The 21,485-nt window shown below is 67.0% G+C and carries 19 protein-coding genes; 9 read left to right on the top strand and 10 right to left on the bottom strand.

Features of this window, described 5'->3' with window-relative positions; translation table 11 throughout:
• Positions 1–141: 141 nt before the first annotated feature.
• Positions 142–786 (bottom strand): TetR/AcrR family transcriptional regulator, encoded by a 645-nt coding sequence (locus ACWETB_RS11090; RefSeq protein WP_452211108.1) that lies wholly within the window; start codon positions 784–786, stop codon positions 142–144.
• A gap of 220 nt (positions 787–1,006) precedes the next feature.
• On the opposite strand from ACWETB_RS11090, the gene ACWETB_RS11085 reads away from it, so the two are divergent.
• Positions 1,007–3,109: an oxidoreductase gene (locus ACWETB_RS11085; protein ID WP_452211106.1), complete on the top strand. Its 2,103-nt coding sequence runs from the start codon at positions 1,007–1,009 to the stop codon at positions 3,107–3,109.
• Positions 3,110–3,182: 73 nt separating this feature from the next.
• Positions 3,183–4,838, top strand: a complete 1,656-nt coding sequence (locus ACWETB_RS11080; protein ID WP_452211104.1) for an amidohydrolase — start codon at positions 3,183–3,185, stop codon at positions 4,836–4,838.
• 214 nt (positions 4,839–5,052) lie between these two features.
• On the opposite strand, the gene ACWETB_RS11075 is transcribed toward ACWETB_RS11080, so the two are convergent.
• The gene (locus tag ACWETB_RS11075; protein ID WP_452211102.1) at positions 5,053–5,688 is read right to left on the bottom strand and encodes an amino acid permease; all 636 of its coding nucleotides are present in this window, start codon (positions 5,686–5,688) and stop codon (positions 5,053–5,055) included.
• Between the two features lie 18 nt (positions 5,689–5,706).
• Complete coding sequence (locus ACWETB_RS11070) at positions 5,707–6,564, bottom strand: APC family permease (protein ID WP_452211100.1); 858 nt, start codon at positions 6,562–6,564, stop codon at positions 5,707–5,709.
• 124 nt (positions 6,565–6,688) lie between these two features.
• Between ACWETB_RS11070 and ACWETB_RS11065 the strand changes: the two genes are divergently transcribed.
• On the top strand, positions 6,689–7,588 hold the full coding sequence (locus tag ACWETB_RS11065; protein WP_348804664.1) for a LysR family transcriptional regulator: 900 nt from the start codon (positions 6,689–6,691) through the stop codon (positions 7,586–7,588).
• A gap of 17 nt (positions 7,589–7,605) precedes the next feature.
• Here ACWETB_RS11065 and ACWETB_RS11060 read toward each other — a convergent pair whose 3' ends face one another.
• Entirely contained in the window at positions 7,606–9,147 is a 1,542-nt protein-coding gene (locus ACWETB_RS11060) for a GMC family oxidoreductase (protein WP_452211098.1), read from the bottom strand.
• Entirely contained in the window at positions 9,144–10,601 is a 1,458-nt protein-coding gene (locus ACWETB_RS11055) for a purine-cytosine permease family protein (RefSeq protein ID WP_452211096.1), read from the bottom strand. The genes ACWETB_RS11060 and ACWETB_RS11055 overlap by 4 nt, the downstream gene beginning before the upstream one ends.
• Positions 10,602–10,825: 224 nt before the next feature.
• On the opposite strand from ACWETB_RS11055, the gene ACWETB_RS11050 reads away from it, so the two are divergent.
• Entirely contained in the window at positions 10,826–12,310 is a 1,485-nt protein-coding gene (locus ACWETB_RS11050) for an aldehyde dehydrogenase family protein (RefSeq protein WP_449742114.1), read from the top strand.
• A 13-nt stretch (positions 12,311–12,323) separates the two neighbouring features.
• Here the strand turns inward: ACWETB_RS11050 and ACWETB_RS11045 are convergent, their stop codons facing one another.
• The 3 genes from ACWETB_RS11045 to ACWETB_RS11035 all read right to left on the bottom strand — a co-directional run bounded on the left by ACWETB_RS11045 (position 12,324) and on the right by ACWETB_RS11035 (position 13,717).
• Positions 12,324–12,539, bottom strand: coding sequence for an acyl-CoA-like ligand-binding transcription factor (locus tag ACWETB_RS11045; protein WP_452211094.1), 216 nt, complete (start codon positions 12,537–12,539; stop codon positions 12,324–12,326).
• A gap of 128 nt (positions 12,540–12,667) precedes the next feature.
• A complete protein-coding gene (locus tag ACWETB_RS11040) occupies positions 12,668–12,949 on the bottom strand; it encodes an AMP-binding enzyme (RefSeq protein WP_449742116.1) in 282 nt (93 codons plus the stop codon).
• Between the two features lie 123 nt (positions 12,950–13,072).
• Positions 13,073–13,717: an isochorismatase family protein gene (locus tag ACWETB_RS11035; RefSeq protein ID WP_449742117.1), complete on the bottom strand. Its 645-nt coding sequence runs from the start codon at positions 13,715–13,717 to the stop codon at positions 13,073–13,075.
• A 158-nt stretch (positions 13,718–13,875) separates the two neighbouring features.
• On the opposite strand from ACWETB_RS11035, the gene ACWETB_RS11030 reads away from it, so the two are divergent.
• The gene (locus ACWETB_RS11030) at positions 13,876–14,820 is read left to right on the top strand and encodes a GlxA family transcriptional regulator (RefSeq protein WP_452211092.1); all 945 of its coding nucleotides are present in this window, start codon (positions 13,876–13,878) and stop codon (positions 14,818–14,820) included.
• 3 nt (positions 14,821–14,823) lie between these two features.
• Here ACWETB_RS11030 and ACWETB_RS11025 read toward each other — a convergent pair whose 3' ends face one another.
• Positions 14,824–16,515 carry an AMP-binding protein gene (locus ACWETB_RS11025; protein ID WP_449742119.1) on the bottom strand — a complete coding sequence of 564 codons (1,692 nt, stop codon included), beginning with the start codon at positions 16,513–16,515 and terminating at the stop codon, positions 14,824–14,826.
• Positions 16,516–16,644: 129 nt separating this feature from the next.
• Here ACWETB_RS11025 and ACWETB_RS11020 point away from each other — a divergent pair, with 129 nt between their 5' ends.
• The 3 genes from ACWETB_RS11020 to ACWETB_RS11010 are packed head-to-tail and all read left to right on the top strand — an operon-like array spanning position 16,645 to position 19,051.
• On the top strand, positions 16,645–17,295 hold the full coding sequence (locus ACWETB_RS11020) for a pentapeptide repeat-containing protein (protein ID WP_452211089.1): 651 nt from the start codon (positions 16,645–16,647) through the stop codon (positions 17,293–17,295).
• A gap of 59 nt (positions 17,296–17,354) precedes the next feature.
• Positions 17,355–18,224, top strand: coding sequence for a hypothetical protein (locus ACWETB_RS11015; RefSeq protein WP_452211087.1), 870 nt, complete (start codon positions 17,355–17,357; stop codon positions 18,222–18,224).
• Positions 18,224–19,051: an HpcH/HpaI aldolase/citrate lyase family protein gene (locus ACWETB_RS11010; RefSeq protein ID WP_449742122.1), complete on the top strand. Its 828-nt coding sequence runs from the start codon at positions 18,224–18,226 to the stop codon at positions 19,049–19,051. Before ACWETB_RS11015 ends, ACWETB_RS11010 begins: the two co-directional genes overlap by 1 nt.
• 172 nt (positions 19,052–19,223) lie before the next feature.
• Here the strand turns inward: ACWETB_RS11010 and ACWETB_RS11005 are convergent, their stop codons facing one another.
• On the bottom strand, positions 19,224–19,916 hold the full coding sequence (locus tag ACWETB_RS11005) for a GntR family transcriptional regulator (RefSeq protein ID WP_449742123.1): 693 nt from the start codon (positions 19,914–19,916) through the stop codon (positions 19,224–19,226).
• Positions 19,917–19,982: 66 nt separating this feature from the next.
• Between ACWETB_RS11005 and ACWETB_RS11000 the strand changes: the two genes are divergently transcribed.
• Positions 19,983–21,263, top strand: a complete 1,281-nt coding sequence (locus ACWETB_RS11000; RefSeq protein ID WP_449742124.1) for an MFS transporter — start codon at positions 19,983–19,985, stop codon at positions 21,261–21,263.
• The last annotated feature ends 222 nt before the right edge of the window (positions 21,264–21,485 follow it).

Genomic DNA, 21,485 nt, shown 5'->3' with positions numbered 1-21,485 from the left:
GGGTGCTGGGCTGCAGATGGTTTCCGGCGTCGGAATACGAGGTCTCGACGCGGCCCTCCGCTGGCGCTCCGGACCCGCTCCACCGGCGAGACGAGACCCACTCGACCGGCGGGATGAGGCCACTCGACGCCGGGAAGCAAGCTACTCGACCGATGACGGCGCCCGCGCAGCCGACCGTGCGGTCGCGACCAGCCGCGGACACGCCAGTGCCGCAATGAGATAGCCACGCAGCAGGCAGCGCGCCCGGTGTGCGTCGAGGTTCTCGTTGCGGCCGACCAGGTGGAGGCCCATTCCATCCTCGAGTGCGACGGCGGTGGCCGCGATGTCGGCGGCGTCGCCGTTGATCACGAAGTCTCCGGTGCGCAGACCGTCGGCGATGACCTCGCGGTACAGCGACGCCTCGAGGTCGAACAGGCGCGCCATGAGCTCCGCATGACGGGTCACCCGGGCACTGTGCAGATGAAGTTCGTACAGGGCCGGCCACATCGGGTCGTCGGGATCGCAGATCCCCAGGTTCACGAGCGCACCGAGTCGGTCGAGCGGATCGTCATACTCCCCCATAGCTTCTCGGCGCCCGCGGTAGAATCGCTCGACGGCGGTCTCATGTACCGCCAGTAACAGATCGTCGAGTTCGGGGTAGTAGTAGGCGACGGACCCGGGCGACAACCGCGCAGCGGCGGCGATGTCCTTGATCCGCAATCCGATCAACCCGCGCTCGGCAATGGCAACCGTTGCCGCGGTGATGATTTCAGCGCGGCGGGCATCTTGCCGACGGGGACGGGCCATGCCTGCCGATCCTGCCCCGCACCACGCCTCGATGCAAGCGTGCACTTGCGTCGGTTCCACCGATGTCGCGGATCGAATGTTCCGATGACGAGATGTTGGCTACAGGTGGGCGAACTGGCAGGCCTCGCGATACCGTCGAATTGTTCTTTGCGATTGAGCACAAAGAATGACCATCCCAGCGACCCGCTGATCGACAGCCCAGCCCAACGGAGCGTTCCCCATGCGTGACCCCCGCTATGACATCCTCTTCGAACCGGTCCAGATCGGGCCCGTGACCGCCCGCAACCGCTTCTTCCAGGTCCCGCACTGCAACGGAATGGGTTACCGCGATCCGTCGGGCGAGGCTGCGATGCGGCGCGTCAAGGCCGAGGGCGGGTGGGCGGTGGTGTGCACCGAACAGGTGGAGATCCATCCCACCTCCGACATCGGTCCATTCATCGAGCTGCGCCTGTGGGACGACCAGGACATGCCGGCGATCGCGCGCATCGCCGAGCAGATCCACGAGGGTGGAGCGCTGGCCGGAATCGAACTGGCGCACAACGGCCTCAACAGCCCGAACCTCATCAGCCGCGAAACCCCGCTCGGCCCACAGCATCTGCCCGTCGTGTCGTGGAATCTCGATCCGGTCCAGGCCCGCGCGATGACCAAGGCCGACATCGTCGACCTGCGCAAATGGCATGCCGATTCGGTCCATCGCTCGCTGGCCGCCGGCTACGACATCGTCTACGTCTACGCCGGTCACGCCATCGGCGGCCTGCACCACTTCCTGTCGCGCCGATACAACAACCGGACCGACGAATACGGCGGCAGCCTGGAGAACCGCATCCGGCTGATCCGCGAGATCCTCGAGGACACCCGGGAGATCGCCGACGGCAAGGCCGCGGTCGCCTGCCGCATCTCCGTCGACGAACTCCTCGGCGACGAGGGCATCACCCGCGCCGAGATGGAGGACGTCTTTGGCATCATCGGCGAGCACCCCGACCTCTGGGATCTGGTCCTGGGCAGCTGGGAAGATGACTCGGTGACATCGCGTTTCGGTCCCGAGGCCGAGCAGGAGCCGTACGTCACCGGCCTCAAACAATACACCACCAAACCGGTGGTCGGTGTCGGCCGCTTCACCTCCCCGGACACCATGGTGCGCCAGGTCAAGAGCGGCGTCCTCGACCTCATTGGCGCCGCACGCCCATCGATCGCCGATCCGTTCATGCCCAACAAGATCGAACGCGGCGACCTCGAGGACATCCGAGAATGCATCGGATGCAACATCTGCGTCTCCGGCGACTTCACCATGTCACCCATCCGCTGCACCCAGAACCCGACGATGGGCGAGGAGTTCCGCCGCGGCTGGCATCCCGAACACATCGCACCCAAGGCCTCCGATTCGTCGGTGCTCGTCGTCGGCGCCGGGCCCGCCGGCCTGGAAGCCGCTCGTGCCCTGGGTAACCGGGGATACTCGGTCACCCTGACCGAGGCCGGACGCGTCCTCGGCGGACGCGTCGCGCGCGAGTCGAAGTTGCCGGGGCTGGCCGCATGGATTCGGGTGATCGACTACCGGCTCCAACAGATCGAGAAACTCGACACCGTCGACATCTACCGTGAATCGCCGATGACGGAACAGGACATCCTCGAGTACGGCTTCGGCCACGTGCTCGTGGCGACCGGCGCTTCCTGGCGTCGCGACGGCGTCGGCCGCTGGCACACGCACGGCATCGAAATCGACTCCACCACCGACGTTCTCACGCCCGACGACATCACCTCGGGAATCCGCCCACAGGGCAACCGGGTCGTGCTCTTCGACGACGATCACTACTACCTCGGCGCGGTCATCGCCGAGATGCTCGCCAAGGAAGGATACGACGTCACCCTGGTGACCCCGGTACCGCAGGTGTCGCAGTGGACCACCAACACCATGGAATCCCACCGCATCCGGGCACGCATCATCGAGGCCGGGGTGGCGGTACGTACCGACACCGCCGTCACCGCAATCCGCGACGGGGGCGTCGACACGGCGTGCCGATTCACCGGTCGCGCCGGGCAGATCGAAGCCGACTCCGTCGTCCTGGTCACCGCGCGCCTGCCGCACGACGAGCTCTACTCAGGTTTGTATGCGCGCGAGGACGAGTGGGCCGACGCCGGCATCCGCAGTGTGCGTGGGGCCGGTGACGCATGGGCACCCTCGACGATCGCAGCGGCCGTCTGGTCGGGACACCGGTACGCCGAGGAACTCGACACGCCCCCGTCGGACGCACCGGTCCCGTTCCGACGCGAGGTGACCCAGCTGTCGATCGAGCCGGTGTTCCGCATCCCGGTTTCAGTGTCCTGAGCCGCGCGCCATAACCGCGCCGCCGCAACCCGCACCACCACCACACCGCCGCAGCCGAATACCGGGAGCCGCCATGTACGCCGAGCACATCTTCACCAATGCAGCCGTCTGGCAGACCGGCGATGGCGCATCCGGCGCCGACACCGTCGCCGTGGCCGACGGGGTGATCACCTCCGTCGTCCGCGGCGTGGATCGCGCTCTCGTCGGTCCTCGGACGCAGGTGCACGACCTGGCGGGTGCGAGCCTGATGCCCGGCTTCATCGACGCCCATGCGCATCCGGTGGCCGGCGGGCTGGCCGCGCTGCGCTGTGACCTGTCGGAGTTGCCGCATGATCGTCGGCGCTACCTCGACGCGATCAATGCCTATGCCCGGAACCATCCGGACGAGCCGATGATCAGCGGAAGTGGTTGGTACGGTGACGCTTTCCCCGGCGGGCTGCCCACCCGGGCCGACCTCGACGAGGTCGTCGCCGATCGGCCCGTGGTGCTGTCCAGTCATGACGGTCACGGTGTGTGGGTCAACTCGGAGACGTTGCGGCGTGCCGGTATCGACGAGTCGTCCCTCGATCCCAGCGGCGGGCGCATCGAACGTGACCCGACCGGGCAACCGACCGGCGTGCTGTTCGAGCGGGCCGGCGACCCCGCGAATGCGCTCATCCCGGCCTACGACGACGAGTTCCTCCGACGCGCGTTGCTGACGGCGCAGCGCCGCCTGCATGCGGTGGGCGTCACCGGCTGGCAGGATGCGGGCGTGGACATCCCGGCATTCGGACTGTCCGACACGCTCGCCACCTATATCGCCGCCGACGACGCCGGGGAGTTGACGGCACGGGTGTGCGGCGCACTGTGGTGGGCCGCGGATAAGGGTCTCGGGCAGCTCGACACGCTGCTCCGGCGACGAGAACAGGGTCACGGCAATCGCTTTCACGTCGACACCGTCAAGGTGATGCAGGACGGGATCTGCGAGAACTGCACCGCCGCGATGCTCGCGCCGTACACACATCTTCCGGCCGGGGCCGCATCGCAGGGGCTGTCGTTCATCGATCCGGCGGAGCTCGACGAGGTGTGTTCACTGCTCGCGCGCAACGACTTCCACATCCACATGCACGCGGTCGGCGATCGGGCGGTGCGGGAATGTCTCGATGCGCTGGGCACCGCCATCCGGGCTCGCCCGGATTTCGCTGCACGCCATCAGATCGCCCATCTCGACGTCGTCGACCCCTCAGACATCCCACGCTTTGCCGAACTCGGCGTCATCGCCAACGTCCAGGCACTCTGGGCACGACGCGACACCGAGATCGTCGAACGCAAACTCCCCTTGCTGGGCCCCGACCGGCAGCGGTGGCATTTCCCGTTCGGGTCGATCCTCGCAGCGGGTGGCGCGTTGGCGATGGGCAGCGACTGGCCGGTCACCGATCCGAATCCTCTGTGGGCCATCCACACCGCCGTCCATCGGATGGGTTCGCTGGCAGACCCGCACGCCATCGGTGACGACGCCCGCACCCTCCCACTCGTCGCCGAGGAAGCCATCGGGCTGCGGGCGGCCGTCGACGCTTACACGATCGGGGCGGCACGCGCGATGCACGCCGACGACACGACCGGGTCCGTCGACGTCGGCAAGGATGCCGACCTCGTCGTCCTCGACGGTGACATCCGCGAGGCGCGTGACATCGGAGAGATGACGGTCCAGATGACGATGGTCGGTGGTGCGGTGGTGCACGGCGTCTGAGGTTGTGGGGTCCAGTCAGCTCACGCGGCACCCCCCCACGTCCACGCCCTCGTTGCACTGAGCGCGCGTACACGCAGCCGGCGCGTCCACCAGAACCACCCGCGCCAATCCCCACCGATCGGATCGACCTCGTCGACGAGCTGGCTCCCGCAGACACGACAGCGGTGGCCCGGCCCCTCCGTCGGAGAGGCCGGGCCACCGGTTGTGTCGCGTCTCAACCGACAGGTTCGGTGATCCGCGGCTCGTCGCTCACCACCGGTCGCGCCTCGGCAGGAACGCTTCCGCGTCCGCGGAGGTAGCCGGCGACCGCGATCAGGGCGAGTAGGGCCAGGGTGCCGACGGTGAACAGCTCGAACCTCATGCGGCTGACTCCCCACGTCTCGAGGAAGTCGTAGTCGATGCCGACGAGGTTCTCCAGGGTTCCGGGGAAGACCGCCACCCACACGCCCAGTGCGGCCCAGAACGTCGTCAGGGCGACGGCCACCGTGATGCCCACGCGTCCACCGGGAATCGCGTAGGAGCGGCCACGCGCGGGATGGGTGAACCGCAGGCGAAGTGCCGCCGGGAACACGAACAGGTAGGCGACCAGCGAGGTGGAGATGGTGATCGTGAGGACCACGGTGAACGTTGCGGCACTGTCGCCGCGGGAGAACAGCACACCGGCGACCATGAACAGCAACGCGATGACACCGGTGAACATGTTGACGCGCACCGGAGAATCCCGCTTCTCGTCAAACTTCGCGAAGTAGGGGAAGAAGCCACCGTCGGCCGCCGCGACGGCCAGCGCACGGTTGGCGGCAAGCGCCCAGGTGGCACCGGTGACGCCGAGCCCGATGATGAAGGCGATCACCGCGACTTTGACCAAGACCTAGCCCGCCGGACCGTAGACGCCGAAGACGGTGTCGACGGCGGCCATGAATCCGCCTATGCCGGTGATCTTGTCGGCCGGGAGCACCAGGAGCAGGGCCAGAACCGGCAACGCGTAGACGAGGATTCCGACGAATCCTCCGACGGCGATGCCGCGGGGAACGTCGCGCTGCGGGTTGGTCATCTCTCCGCCGGCCTGGCTCGGCACCTCGAAGCCGACCAGTGAGAACAGCAGCAGCGGAACCAGTCCCAGGAAGCCGGCCATCGTGGGCGACCAGCTCACCGCTTCGATGCCGTGGAAGCCGTGCTTGAGACCGAAGATCACAGTGGTGATCAGGAAGACCGCGGCGAGAACGAGTTTCAGATACGTACCAATCCGGAAGACCACCCGTGCACGGCGCATCGACAGCAACGTGATGCCCACCGACGCACAGACGAACACGATCTTGAAGGCGTAGTCGCCGACGCTGCCCTCGCCCACCGGACGGATGAAACTGCTCCACGCCTCGGTACTGATGAAGGCGAGTGAGCCGCCGATCCATAGCGGGTTGATCGACCAGTACATGATGGTGGCGATCGATCCGGGCAATCGGCCGAAGGCACGTTTGACCCACTCGTAGAGGCCGCCCTCGTCGGGGAAGGCACTGCCCAGTTCCGCGGTCACCAGGCCGTAGGGAATCATCCACAGCACGGCGAGCATGAGTAGCCAGGTGAAGGTCTCGCCACCGAAGGACGAGATCTCACCGACCATGTCCAGGCTGATGAGTGCCGACAGGATCATGATCGGGACGTCGAGACGGCGCAGCGAATGCCGCAGATGCAGATCCGGCCCGTCCTGGGCTACGGGGTGGGTTCCCATGAGTCAACTCCTGCTCGACGGGGGAATGAATACGTGTGCTACCAGACTGAATGCCGAGGTTTCATCTGTACAGTCTCTGTTTCCGTGGTTTAATATCGGAAGAGTCGAATCAACGAGGTGAGGCATGGCGGACTACACGCTGCGGCAACTCGAGTACTTCGTGGCGGTCGCCGAAGCCGGAAGCATCACGAAAGCGGCCACCGCCGTGCACCTTTCACAGTCGGCGATGTCGACGGCCCTCACCGACCTGGAGGGGTCCCTGGGCGTCCAATTGTTGGTGCGCCACCACGCGAAGGGCATCACGCTGACACCTTCGGGCCGCGAGTTGCTGGTCGCGAGCAGGCAGCTTCTGGCGTCGGCCGCCGACCTGCGGTCGATCGCCCACGGCATGGGCGGCTCCCTGACGGGGTCCTTGTCGATCGGCTGCTTCGAGGTGATGGCGCCCTATCTGCTACCCGAATTGCTCAGCACCGCAGCGGAAAAGCTACCGCGGCTGCAGTTGCAGACCACCGAGGTCGACCTCGCGGACCTCGCCGAGGGCGTCGCCGACGGCACCTTCGAACTCGGGATCGGTTACGACCTCGTCGACGATCCCCGGCTGAAGCGGTGGCCGCTGCGGACCGTGCCACCCTACGTCCTCGTGTCCGGTTCACACCGGCTCGCGAAGCGGAAATCGGTACGGCTGCACGAGCTTGCGGACGAACCCATGGCCCTACTCGACCTACCGCACAGTCGCGACTATTTCGGCCGGGTCTTCCGGGAATGCGGAGTGGAACCCAACGTCCGGTATCGATCCACCACCGTCGAGACCTGCCGCGCGCTGGTGGGACGGGGGCTGGCCTACACCGTGCTCAACCTGCAGTCGGCGGTGCCGATGGCACTCGACGGGCACGCGGTCGCGTCGATCCCCATCGCCGACGACGCCCCGGCCCTGACCATGGTGCTGCTCAACGCGATTGCCGCGCGGCCGACCAGGCGGGCCGGGGTGGTCGCCGAACTCTGCCGCGACCTGTTCGGGACGTAGCCCAGGCCCCCTACGGCTCAGTGCCCGCGACGACGATCGGTGGCGATGAGTTCTGCCGCTCGCTCCGCAATGCTCATGATCGTGCCAACCGGGTTGACCGACGTCAGCGTCGGCATCACCGAGGCGTCGACGACGCGTACACCATTGACGCCCCACACGTTCAGTCGGCTGTCGAGAACCGCGAGTGGGTCGTCGTCGGCTCCCATCCGGCACGTTCCCGACACGTGATAGACGGTCTGATGGGTCGCGCGCAGGGCCTCCGACAGTGCCTCGTCGTCGTCGACGTCGGTTCCGGGAAAGACCTCCCGCACAACCCAATCCGACATCGGAGCGGTGGCCGCGATACGTCGCGCGGCGCGGATACCGGCCAACAGTGCGGCCTCGTCCTCCCCATCGGGGTCGGTGAAGTAGCGATAGTCGATGGCCGGCGGTATCGCCGGATCGGCGTCGGTGATCCACACGCGCCCACGACTGTGGGGTTTGGCCACGTTGGGGGCGATGGAGATGATCTTTGCCGGCAGTTCGGTGCCGTAGGTGACGGCATGATCGGCGACGGCCTCAACCGGGAAGTGCATCAACACATCCGGCCGTGCCGGGCTGTCGTCGGACAAGCGCAGCGCGGCACCCGCATCCCAGCCGGTCGCGCAGGTGGACGGCACAGCCCGATCGGTCTCCCACACGATGAGACCTTCGGCGTGATCCATCAGGTTCTCCCCCACGCCGGGCAGGTCGACCCGGATCGGCACGCCCGCCGCCGCGAGAATCTCGGCGGGACCGATGCCCGAGCGCTGCAGGAGCGCGGGCGACCCGATCGCGCCCGCGCAGACGATGATCTCGCGGTCGGCATGGATGTCGGCGATCTCGCCCGCGGCATCGACGGTACGGACACCGGTCGCGCGATGGTCGTCGAACAGCATCGTCGTGACCGAACGGTTGTGCACCACAGTCAGATTGGGACGTTGACGGATGGCATCATGCAGGTAGTGCACCGACGTCGCCGACCGGAGATTATCCTCCGGCGTGTAGCCGATCTCGAAGAATCCTGCGCCCTCACCGGTTTTCGCGAAGTCGACATCGGTGTTCCAGTCGGTCCGGGCCGGCAACTCCAGGGCCTCCCGGGCCGCGGCCACCACGTCGGCGACATACGGGTTCTGGTCCGCCGGCGCCACCGGCGTGATGGGTGTGGCCAGACGGTCGTAACACCGGCCGAGCGTCTCCGCATCCCACCCGGCGACCCCGTAATCGGCCCATTCGTCGATATCGGCGGCGAGTGGCCGCCAGGTGATCATCGTGTTCGCCGTCGAGCATCCACCCAGGATGTGCATGCGCGACTGACGAATTCCGGAGTTCCCGCGTTCTTGCGGCACGCTGCGGTAATCCATGTCGTACTCGCTGCCGATCATCTCGGCCCACCGGCGGATCGACCGCGCCCGCGGTTCGTGCTCGTCACTGGGCCCCGCTTCGATGACCGTCACAGTGACATCGGGGTCTTCGCTGAGCCGGGCGGCGACGATGCATCCCGCGGTTCCGCCGCCGACCACGACGTAATCGCTGCTCATGCAGCGGGTTCCGTCATCAGTACGGACGGGGAGGCGGCCGTAGCAGACTGCCGCAGCCGCATCAGGCCGTAATAGAGGGGGCAGATCACCGCGAGCCCGACCAGCCACGAGATGTCCACGCCACCCAGCGATTCAGCGATCGGACCCACCCACAGGGTGGTCGAGAGGAACGGTATCTGCAACGCGATGCCGAGCACGTAGCAGGCGATCGCCGTCCAGTTGAAGCGGCCGTACACGCCGCCGTCACGGGCGAACAGCGAGGGGATGTCGTAGACGCCGTGGCGCAGGAAGTAGTAGTCGACCAGGTTGACCGCGGTCCACGGGATCAACACGCAGAGCAGCAGGGACAGGAAGTTGGCGTAGTTGGCGAGGAAGTCGTCGGCGCTGACGAGGGCGGGTACCATCGCGATGGCGAACAGGACGACGGCGATCACCGCACGACTGGTGGCCTGTGGCCGCCATCGTGGCAGGATGTTCTGTCCTACGGTGATCGTCGACAGCGCACCGCAATACAGGTTCATCCCGTTGGTCAGGCTGATACCGACAGCGAAGACCGCGAACAGTCCCGTCGAGATCCCGTGGGTGAGCGTGGACATGCCGTCGAGGGTGTCGGCGGCGGGAAGGGCCGCGCCGACCAGGACGCCGAGCAGCATCGGCAGCACCGAGCCGAGGACGCATCCCGCGTAGGTGGCCCAGAAGGCGGTGGTGACGCCGGTGTCCTTGGGCAAATAGCGGGTGTAGTCGGACACGTAGGGCGCATAGGCGATCTGCCACAGCGCGGCGGCGGAGAAGGTCGCCATGAAGCCGGCCCAGCCGAAATCACCGCTGTGCCAAGTGCCCTCGGGCAGGCCGTTGACACCTACCATCCAGACGAACGCCACGAGCAGCGCCAGGCCGGCCACGACCGAGAGCACGGCGGCCATGGAGTGGATCAGCTTGTAGCCGATGACGGTCACCACGACGCTGATGCCGCCGATGATCAGGATTGCCCAGTTCGTCGGTAGTCCGGTGACCTCGGCGAAGGCCTGTCCGCCGAGGACCGCGTTGGAGGCGAAGAACCCGAGGTACATGAAGACGACGAGGACGACGACGAGGAGGCTGCCCAGCGATCCGAACTGTGCGCGGGTCTGCAGCATCTGCGGCACGCCCATCTGCGGTCCCTGCGCCGCGTGCAGTGCCATGACGACACCACCGACGAGGTTGCCGAGGATGACGGCCAGCGCGCCGGCCCAGAAGGGCAGACCGAACACCGTGGTCGCGAGTGCGCCGGTGATGATGGTCAGCAACATGATGTTGGAGCCGAACCAGACGGTGAAGATGTCGCGGGCTCGGCCGTGCCGCTCGTCGTGCGGGATGTGGTCGATGGTGCGGCGCTCGAGTGCCGGCCCGGCACCTGTCGGCGTGGCACCTGTCGGCGTGGCACCTGTCGGCGTGGACTCGGGTGTGGTCGTCATGAATTCGACTCCTCGTTGCCGTCGTGGTCTGTGAGATGCGCGCCACGTCGTCGGGGCGTTCAGGCCAGTATTCGACAGCACGCATCCCAGGGAAAACAGAATCTTCCGACCTTCTGGATCAACAAATCAGATGCAGTATTTATCGACTCCACCGATGTAGATCATCAGATAATTCGGCTCGACAGGATCTGTTGATCGGCGGCCGAGTCGGTCACCATGGGTGCATGTCTGCACTCACGATCGATTGGCACGCCCGCGCGGCCGGCCTCAAGATGCCGACCGACGCGTTCATCGACGGTCGTCCGATTTCCGCGGTCTCGGGAGACACCTTCGATGTCGTCAACCCGGCCACCGAGGATGTCCTCGTCGCCGTCGCCGCCGGTGCGGAGGCCGACATCGACGCCGCCGTGGTCGCCGCGCGGCGAGCCTTCGACGACGGCCGCTGGTCGCGTCGCTCCGCCGCCGATCGCGGTGCGATCCTCGTCCGCTTCGCGGATCTGCTTCTCGAGCACGCCGACGAACTCGCACTCCTGGTGACCCTGGAGATGGGTAAGGCCATCCGCGACTCGATCGACGTCGAGGTGCCCGGCGCGGCCGCGGTGTTTCGCTACTACGGCGAAGTGATCGACAAGATCCCCGGTGAACTCCCACCCACCGCCGACGGCAGTGTGGCCATGGTCCGACGCGTACCCCTGGGCGTGGTGGGCGCGGTGGTCCCGTGGAACTTCCCCCTCGACATCGCCGCGTGGAAGCTCGCACCGGCACTGGCGGCCGGCAATTCCGTCGTCCTCAAACCCGCTGAGGAATCACCGCTGTCGGCGCTGCGGATGGCCGAGATCGCCCTCGAGGCAGGCATCCCGAGCGGCATCCTCAACGTCGTACCCGGTCTCGGCGCCACCGCTGGACGCGCCCTGGGCCGACACCCCGACGTCGATTGCCTGACGTTCACCGGCTCGACCGAGGTCGGCAAGAAATTCTTGGCCTACAGCGCCGAATCCAACATGAAGCAGGTGTGGCTCGAGTGCGGCGGGAAGAGCCCCAACATCGTGTTCGCCGACTGCGGTGACCTCGAAACCGCCGCCGAGATGGCATGTTTCGGGATCTTCGGCAATCAGGGTGAGGTGTGTTCGGCCAACAGCCGACTCCTCGTGCAGCGGGAGATCGTCGACGAACTCGCCGCGACCCTTGCGGCAAAGGCCGCGACGTACCGGCCGGGCGATCCACTGGATCCGTCCTCGACCACCGGCGCGATGGTGTCGCGCAAACAACTCGACCTCGTCCTCGACTATGTCGAACGGGCGCGATCAGACGGCCGGATCATTCTCGGCGGCAACCGGATCGGAGACACCGGATTCTTCATGGAACCCACCGTCGCCACCGACCTGCCGACGGACTCGACGGTCATCACCGAGGAGATCTTCGGTCCGCTGCTCGCGCTCATCCCGTTCGACACCGAAGAGCAGGCCATCGCCATGGCCAATGACACCGAGTACGGTCTCGCGGCATCGGTGTGGACCTCCGATCTCGACCGGGCCCTGCGCGTTTCGGATTCCCTGCACGCCGGAACGGTGTCGGTCAACACCGTCGACGCCCTGTCACCGGGTACCCCGTTCGGCGGCTTCAAGGGATCGGGATTCGGGTCCGACCTCTCGGTGCACGCCATCGACAAGTTCACCGGACTCAAGACGACGTGGATCGCACGGCGGTAGGCCGGCCCCGGCATCACGGCGGCCGCACCGTCAAACTTGGCCCCTCCGGCAATCGCTGCTCCATGAGCGCGAACATCTTTCGCGTCACCTCGCCGATTGTCCGGGTCCGGCGCGACAGCCAGTACTCGTGTGCGGCGATCGCCGCTGCCGCCGACGCAAACCCCGCGGCCACCGGATACTCGTCGTCGGCAGAGCATCCGGTGTGTTCGGCCGCGAATTCTGCCACCACAGCCGCTGCGTCTGTGCCACCAACTCGTAAGCGCTCGTCACTGCCGGGCGACCGCCCCGGTCGCCCGGGTCGATGCCGCTGCCGTCGTGGGTCCCGCTCCCGACCTCGTGATGGAGCGGGGGAGCACCTCACACCTCCGCGCGTTCCAGTCGCTGCCGGATGTCTTCCCGCATGGCCTTCTTGTCGATCTTGCCCACCTTGGTCATCGGGAACTCGTCGACGACGACAAGCCGCTCCGGGAACTTGAATCGGGCCACCCCGGCCCCGTCCATCACATCGAGGACGTCGTCGAGTCCCACCGAGGCGCCCCGCTCCAGCGTGACGTACAGGCACAACCGCTCTCCGAGAACCGGATCCGGCTTCTCGTCGGCGACGCCAGTCCCGGACATCTGGTCGGTGCCACCGAACATCTCGCAGCGTCCCTACCGCGTGCGACGACCGTCGAACTGGATGGTCAGGGACACTTCGCGCACGTCGCCGACACCGCGCGAGTGGCAAAGACGATTGCGGATTTCATCGACGGATGACGACCATCAGGCGCGTGCCGGTTCGTTGCTCTGCGCGCCGGCCACCGCCGATTCCACCAGATTGCCCTTGTCCAGGGCGCGTCCGTCACCGAGTGCGGTGAGCCACTCGTCGGTCGATGCGACGGCGGCAAAGTTGGAGTGGAACAACACCATCAGCGTCGTATGTAGCTGTTCGGCAGAGACCGATCCGGCACCGTTGGCCAGGTGAACCGCACCGGTGGCGTCGGACAGGATCTCCGCACCCAGCCCACGCACCTCGGCGTCCGCGGCGGTGGCGAGGTCGCAGTTGTTGGTCATGTAGCCGACGATGGTGATGGTGTCGACGTCACGGTCGGCGAGCCACTGCGCGACGTCGGTGCCACCGAAGACCGTGCCGAACTGCTTGGTGGCGACCAACCAGTCGACACCGACGCGCCGCGCCACCTCGGGGTGAAGCTTCCACCCCTCCGATCCCTCGGCATAGACCGGGAAGTCGGCGGGCAACGTGTGCTGCAGCGCCACCACCGGCAGCCCAGCCGCAACGGCCGCGTCGATCGCCCGCGTGATGTTGGCCAACGACTCGTCGCGCGGCGGGTACTGGATCTGCATTGGTCCGTCGAAGTAGTCGTTCTGCACATCGACGATGACAAGGGCGCGCTTCGGTGCGGTCATGGGACATCCCCTTCCGGTGGTCGGCGAGCGAATTCCCTCGCCTGGCACTGCAGTCTGCTGCAGTATCGTCGGTCGCAGAAGTGGCACGAATGCCACTCTGCGATGGAAACGCGCCAGCCGGTCGGCGCGATAATCGTGCCGCCGAAGGGAGCCGACGGATGCATGTCGCGATCTTCGTGTACGACGGCGTGAGTCTGTTCCATGTCGCCGCCCCGCAGATGGTGTTCGGCGAGGCCGCAGCAGTCACCGACCATCCCGCCGAGTGGTCGGTCACGTTGTTCTCGACCGGTGCCGAGAGCGTCGACGTGGCCGGCGGAACACACCTGTCCGGCATCGCCGGGCCCATCGCCGCCGACGACGCCGACGTGGTGATCATTCCGTCGTGGCCGGAGTCCACGCCCGAGATCGGCGAGGATCTGCGTGCGATCCTCGTGCGCGCGCATACGCGCGGCGCGGTGGTCGCGGGCCTGTGCCTTGGCGCCATCGCGGTCGCCGATGCCGGATTACTGGAAGGTCGCGCGGCCGTGACACATTGGCTGGGCACCGACACCCTGCTCGGCCGCGGCCGATGTGGCTCGGTTGACGACTCCGTGCTCTACATCGACCACGGCGACGTGATCACCTCGGCCGGTACCGTCTCGGCCGTCGACGCCTGCCTACATCTGCTGCGCCGCCGCAGCGGAGTGGACCTGGCCAACCGGGTGGCACGCCGCATGGTGGTGGCACCGCATCGCGATGGCGGTCAGGCGCAGTACATCGAGAATCCGGTCACCGCAGTCGATTCCGATGCATCCATGAGCGCGGTCATGCAGTGGGCGGTTGGCCGACTCGACCAGGATCTCTCCGTCGCGGTACTGGCCGACCACGCCGGCATGAGCCAACGAAGCCTCATTCGCCATTTCCGGAGCGAGACCGGCACCACGCCGGCGCGATGGGTGACCCGGCAACGACTCGACCGCGCCCGGCAACTCCTCGAGACCACCGACCTCGATCTGCGAATGATCGCTCACACCTGCGGCTTCGGCAGCGAGGTGACGCTCCGCCAGAATTTCACCGCGCAGTTCGGGGTGCCGCCGTCACGCTTCCGCAGCCAGTTCCGGTGAGGATCAGTCCACGAGATCCTCATAGCGGTACTCGGTGGCGATCTGCACCGAATCCCGGTGTGCGGCACTCTCCCGCTGCTGGAGTTCGACGCGGCGGATCTTGCCCGAGATCGTCTTGGGGAGTTCGAAGAACTCCACCCGCCGCACCTTCAGGTACGGGGCGAGGTGATCGCGGGAGTACTCGAGGATCGCTCGCGCGGTCTCGGCGCTGGGCTCCCAGCCCTGCGCCAGGGTCACATAGGCTTTCGGAATCGCGAGCCGGGTGTCGTCGGGTTGGGGCACGACGGCGGCCTCGACCACGGCCGGATGTTCGATGAGCACACTTTCGAGTTCAAAGGGGGACACCTTGTAGTCCGAGGACTTGAACACATCGTCGGTGCGGCCGACGTAGGTGATGTAGCCATCGGAATCCCGTTGCGCCACATCACCGGTGTGGTAGTAACCGCCGGCCGTCACGGCCTCGTTGCGCTCCGGATCGCCGAGGTATCCGGTCATCAGATTCTTCGGATGCTGCGACAGGTCCAGACAGATCTCGCCCTCGTCGGCGAGCTCGCCGGTCAGCGGATCCACCAGCACCACCGGCACGCCCGGCATCGGGCGGCCCATCGACCCCGACTTCACCGGCTGCCCCGGCGTGTTGCCGACCTGCAGCGTCGTCTCCGTCTGACCGAAGCCGTCACGGATCGTCAGTCCCCACGAGTCCTCGACCTGACGGATCACGTCGGGATTCAACGGTTCACCCGCGCCGAGCAGTTCGCGCAACGCGTCCGGACGCTCACCGAGGTCGGCCTGGATCAGCATGCGCCACACCGTCGGTGGCGCGCAGAAGGTGCTCACCTTCGCCCGGCGGAGTTGATCCATCAGTGCCGCCGCGTCGAACCGGCCATAGTTGTAGACGAAGATGGTGGACTCGGCGATCCACGGCGCGAAGAAGCAACTCCACGCATGCTTGGCCCACCCCGGCGAACTGATCGCGAGGTGAACGTCGCCGGGACGCAAGCCGATCCACGCCATGGTGGTGAAATGCCCGACGGCATAACTGGTCTGGGAGTGCTCCACCAGCTTCGGCCGGCTGGTGGTACCCGAGGTGAAGTAGATCAGCATCGGATCGTCGACGTCGGTGACCGCCTCGAACGGACCGGCCGACTCCGATTCCCCGGCGTCGGCGTACTCGACCCAGCCCGGGGCCGACGATCCGACGACGATCCGGAGATAGTCGCCGTCGAGGTCGTCGAACTTCGGTGTGTCGGCGGCGTTGGCGATCACTGCACGCGCCTGCCCGCGTTCGATGCGGTCGCGCAGATCCTCCGGGCCGAGCGCCGCGGTCGTCGGCATCACGATCGCACCGAGCTTCAGCACGGCCAGCATCGCCTCCCACAACTCGACCTGATTGCCGAGCATCAGGATGACGCGATCCCCCTTGCCGATGCCCAGGTCCCGCAGCCAGGTGGCCACGCGATCGGAGCGCTGCGCCATCTCGTCGAAGGTGACCGTCACCTCGGATCCGTCCTGCTCGGTGATCCACAGGGCAATGGCGTCGTTGTCGCGGGCGATGACGTCGAACCAGTCGGTCGCCCAGTTGAAGCGGCCGGACAGTTCCGGCCACCGGAACTCGGCGACGGCCTTGTCGTAGTCGGAGATGAGACTGATCATCTGGTCGCGGCCGGCGCGGTAGAGGTCGGTGTTACTCGTCATGGACGACATGATCCACGTCACACTCGCGGCGCGACACCCCCCCGAAGAGGGGTCGGTCGACCACGGATCGGCCGGGACGTGCGGGTGGGTCGGTCCGGGAATGTCGATTCGATGGGCCATGCTCGAACGATGACGACACGACCTCCACGCCTCGAGGACCGCCCGCGGACGACCACCTACGAGACAGGTGACGATGCCGACCTCTCCCCCGACGCCTCCATCGAGATGACGTCGTTCCGTGATCTGGACCTCACCGACCGGGATCTGATGGGGGCGGCCCTCACCGACTGCGAGGTGCGATCGGTGATCCTCGACGGCGCCGACCTGAGTGCCTCCCGCATTGCGGACGCCCTCTTCACCCAGCTCCAGGTGGGACGATTGTCGTTGCCGCGCAGCACTCTCCGCAATCTGCACATGTCGCGCTGCAGGCTCGGCGCGCTCGACATGTTCGACGCACGGGTCCGCGGAATGGTCGTCGAGGGTTGCAAGGTCGACCTGCTGAACCTGCGCGGTGCAGACGTCCGAGATGTCCTCTTCCGGGACTGCACCATCGGCGAGATCGACCTCGGCGACACCACCCTCGCCCGCATGGCATTCCAGGACTGCATCGTCGGAGGCATCGATGTGCACCGCGCGAAGCTCACCGACCTCGACCTGCGCGGGGCGCGGGTGGGCACGCTGCGGCACCTGGACGGACTGTCCGGAACCACCATCGCCGGCGAACAGCTCATCGGATTCGCCGAGATGTTCGCCGCCCATCTGGGCGTCGAGGTCGACTGAGCGCCGCCTGGTCTATAGACTATTTTTTACAGTCGCCAGCGAGCCCAGGAGGCATCACCATGTCGGACACCGTGCAGCGAACACTTCGCGACCACGTCGCCGGTTGGCACCCCGCACCGATCGTTGAGACCGACATCCTCGATCCCGCCCAGGCGAGCCGACTCGCCGCCACCCTGGACACCGGCGAGACCTTCGGGCCGGATGACGCGCTCCCCATCCCGTGGCATTGGGTGTACTTCTCCGAGTGGCCGCCGACGGCGGACCTCGGCCCCGACGGACACCCCGCGGACGGACACTTCCTGCCGCCCCTCCCGGAACGTCGCCGCATGTTCGCCGGGTCGCGGATCACCTCCACCGGGCCGCTGCGTCTCGGCGTCTCGACCGAGAAGCGATCGTCGATCGCCGCGATCACCGAGAAGACCGGACGCACCGGCGACATGCTGTTCGTGACCGTGCGGTCGGAGTACCGCCAGGACGGCGACGACGAACCACGCCTCGTCGAAGTGCAAAACCTGGTGTACCGCAGCGACTCCGGCCATTCACGCCCATTCGAGCGCCCATCGTCGGAACTGGGCGAATCCACCGCACAGTGGTCGACGGAACCGACCCCGACCACCACCACGCTGTTCCGCTACTCCGCGCTGACCTCCAACGCGCACCGCATCCACTATGACCGCCCGTATGTGACGGAGGTCGAGGGTTACCCCGACCTGGTGGTGCACGGCCCACTGCTGGCCACCTACCTGGCCGAGCTGGTGCGCATCAGTCGAGGAGGAGAATCGTTGCGCAACTTCGAGTTCCGCCTTCAACGCCCGCTGTTCATCGGTGACCGGTTCCGGGTGGAGGCCAGCGACGATGACGGCGACGTCGCGCTGCGTGTCGTCACCGGTGGCGACGCGGTGCATGTGTCCGGACGGGGGTCGTTCTGATGAGCACCCATCCCGGCGACATCGTCGAGAAGATCCGCACGGCAAGGACATTCCTGTTCGTTCCGGGCGATCGTCCGGAACGGTTCGACAAGGCCGCCGCGGCCGGTGCCGACGCCGTGATCGTCGACCTCGAGGACGCGGTATCACCCGCCGACAAACCGGCGGCCCGCGAGCACATCGCCGACTGGTTCGCCGCCGGGAACACGGCATTGATCCGCATCAATGCCGCCCAGACCCCCTGGCATGACGCCGATGTCGCTCTTGCGCAACAACTTCACGCTTCCGTCGTACTCGCCAAGGCGACCGACGTCGACGCGGTGGCCGCGGTCGGAGCGGCCACATCGGCACCGGTGATCGCGCTGGTCGAGACCGCGCGCGGAATCGGCAACGCGGGCGCCCTCGCCGAACTCGACGCGGTGGTCCGCCTCGGATTCGGCGCGATCGATTTCGCCGTCGACATCGGTGTCGATCCGAATGACCGTGAGGCGCTGCTGTTTGCGCGGTCGGCACTCGTGCTGGCCAGTACCGCAGCGGGTATCGCGGCACCGATCGACGGTGTCACCACGGCCCTGCGTGAACCGGACGTCCTCGTCGACGACGTGCGGTACGCCGCGCGCGTCGGCATGCCCGGCAAGCTGTGCATCCACCCCGCCCAGGTGTCTGCGGTGCACGACTGCCTTGCGCCGACCGACGACCAGATCGCCTGGGCACGTTCGATTCTCGAGGCGGCCGGCCAGGGCTCCGCAGCGGTCGCGGTGGACGGCCACATGGTAGACCCGCCCGTCGTGGCACGCGCAGAACGGATCCTGGCGTCAGTGAATCGCTGACAGGCCGGCCGGATCACCGCCCGCCGGACAGGCTCTCATCCCGCCCATCGAATCACCCGGGGTGCCAATATAATCGGGGTCGCTCAACGCCTCGGAGGAGATTCTTGTTTCCGATCCGCTGAGTCATCCCGGTTGTATTCGCGTGTGCCGCCCGATCCAGCCCGAGTCCCCACTACTCCTCGCGGCGATTGTCGGCGAGGAGCCGACCGGCCTTGCGGACGTGCTCGGCCATCGACTCGCGTACCGCCTCGGCGTCCCCGCGGCGTAATCCGTCGAGGATGGCGCGGTGATCCTCGGCCGATGCCTGCGGCCATCCCTCGACCGAGGCGAAGAAACGTCGAGGCGCATAGCTCAGCGACGACTTGATCATCCAGGACAGCTTGGGCGAGTCGGCGGTGCGGTAGATCCGACGATGGAATTCGTGGTTGAGACGCTCCACCTCGTCGTTGTCACCACGGTCGGCCGCCGACTCCAGATCGGACTGGATCGCCTCGAGGGCCGCCAGCCCGGCGTCGTCGATGTTCGCGGTGGCCCGGGCGGCGAGTTCGCCGGCCAACAACGCCTGACCGGCGAACACATCCTCGATGTCGGCGCTGCTCAGGGGCGCGACAACGAATCCGCGTCGCGGCTCGACCCGCAGCATCCCCTCCGTCTGCAGCGAGAGCAGACCCTCCCGCGCCGGGGTCGCCGACACCCCGAGTTCCTCGGCGACGTTCTCCGGCCGGATGAACTCGCCCGGCCGTAGCTGCCCGGACACGATGAGCTCGCGTACATACTCCGACACCTCGTCGGATAGTCGGGGACGACGGCGGCGTGGCGATACCGCCCCGGAGGAGGATCGGCCCATCGGCCCCTGATCGGGCATAGTCTATAGACTATACACAGGGTCATCCGAGCCTCCCCGTCGATGACCGTGCCTACAGTGGAGCCGATGTCCGACAACCGCGCACCCGAGTCCACCACCGGGACTTCGGCGCAGGCCATGGACGACGGGATGTTCTCGTCCCTGCGAATCCACAACTACCGCCTGTACTTCGGCGGTCAGGCCCTGTCCCTGGTCGGCACCTGGATGCAGGCCACCGCCCAGGCCTGGCTGGTCCTCACCCTCAGCGGGTCGTCGGCGGTCCTCGGCGTCATCGTCGCCCTGCAGGCCGTTCCGATCCTGGTGCTCGGGCCGTATGCGGGGGTGGTCGCCGACCGGGTGGATCGGCGGAGGTTGATGATCGCGCTGCAGTCGGTGATGGGCCTGCTCGCGGCCGTCCTCGCGGTCCTCACCCTCGGTGGCTGGGTGCAGGTGTGGCATGTCGGAGTGCTGGCGGTGCTGTTGGGACTCAACAACGCCTTCGAGAATCCGGCCCGCCAGGCCTTCATCCACCAGATCGTCGGCGAATCCCTGATCCGCAACGCCGTCACCCTCAACTCGGTGATGGTCAACGCCGCCCGCGCGGTGGGCCCGGCGGCCGCCGGGGTGATCCTCGCCGCGGTCGGTGCCGGCTGGTGCTTCGCGGTGAACGCGGCCAGTTTCGTCGCCGTCGTGGTGTCGCTGATCGCGATGCGCACCGCCGACATCGCCCACGAGAAACCCATCAAGCGCGGTAAAGGTCAACTGCGCGAAGGACTTCGGTACGTATCCGGAAAGCCGTTGCTGTGGGTGCCGCTGGCGATGATGGCCCTCGTCGGCACGCTGGCCTACGAATTCCAGGTGTCGTTGCCCGCGGCCGCACGGGACTCGTTCGGCGGCGGACCGCAGGCCTTCGGATTCATGACCGCGGCGATGGGCGTCGGCGCTGTCGTCGGCGGCCTGCTCGTGGCCGCGCGCGGAACCACCGGACTGCGCACGTTGACCATCGCGGCGGCGGGCTTCGGGGTCACCATCGCCGTCACCGCCGCCGTCCCGCACCTGTGGATGGCTATCGTCGCGCTCTTCTTCGTCGGCTGGCTCAGTGTGTCGTTCATGTCGACCGGCAACGCCACGTTGCAGCTCAATTCGGAACCGCACATGCGCGGCCGGGTGATGGCACTGTGGTCGGTGGCGTTCATGGGATCGACGCCGATCGGAGGGCCGATCATCGGGTGGATCAGTGAGGTCGCCGACCCGCGTACCGGTCTCGCCGTCGGTGCCGCGGCCTGCTTCGTGGCCGCGGTGATCGGCATCGTCGCCCAGCGTCGAACCGATACCTCGATGCCCAGGATGGTGCGGACGACGTCGTGACCTCGCCGTCGACCCCGACCCAGCCGAGTCACGAGTGACGAAAGGGACGAACCCTGCAGTGGGATGCGTCACATCGCGGTCGGGGCGCCGCGCATCCGGCGGCGGGCCGGGATTGCGGCGAGCCGCCGGACGCCACGTCCCCGCCTTCCTGCATATTTGATGTCAGGATGGCAGGGAGACTGCTGATGGGGCGATCGACAGGGACAGCGCCGCGACGTCCGC

The organism is Gordonia sp. NPDC003950, from assembly GCF_053605205.1.
The sequence above is the reverse complement of the archived record's forward strand: the minus strand, read 5'-3'. Positions and strand labels throughout refer to the sequence as shown.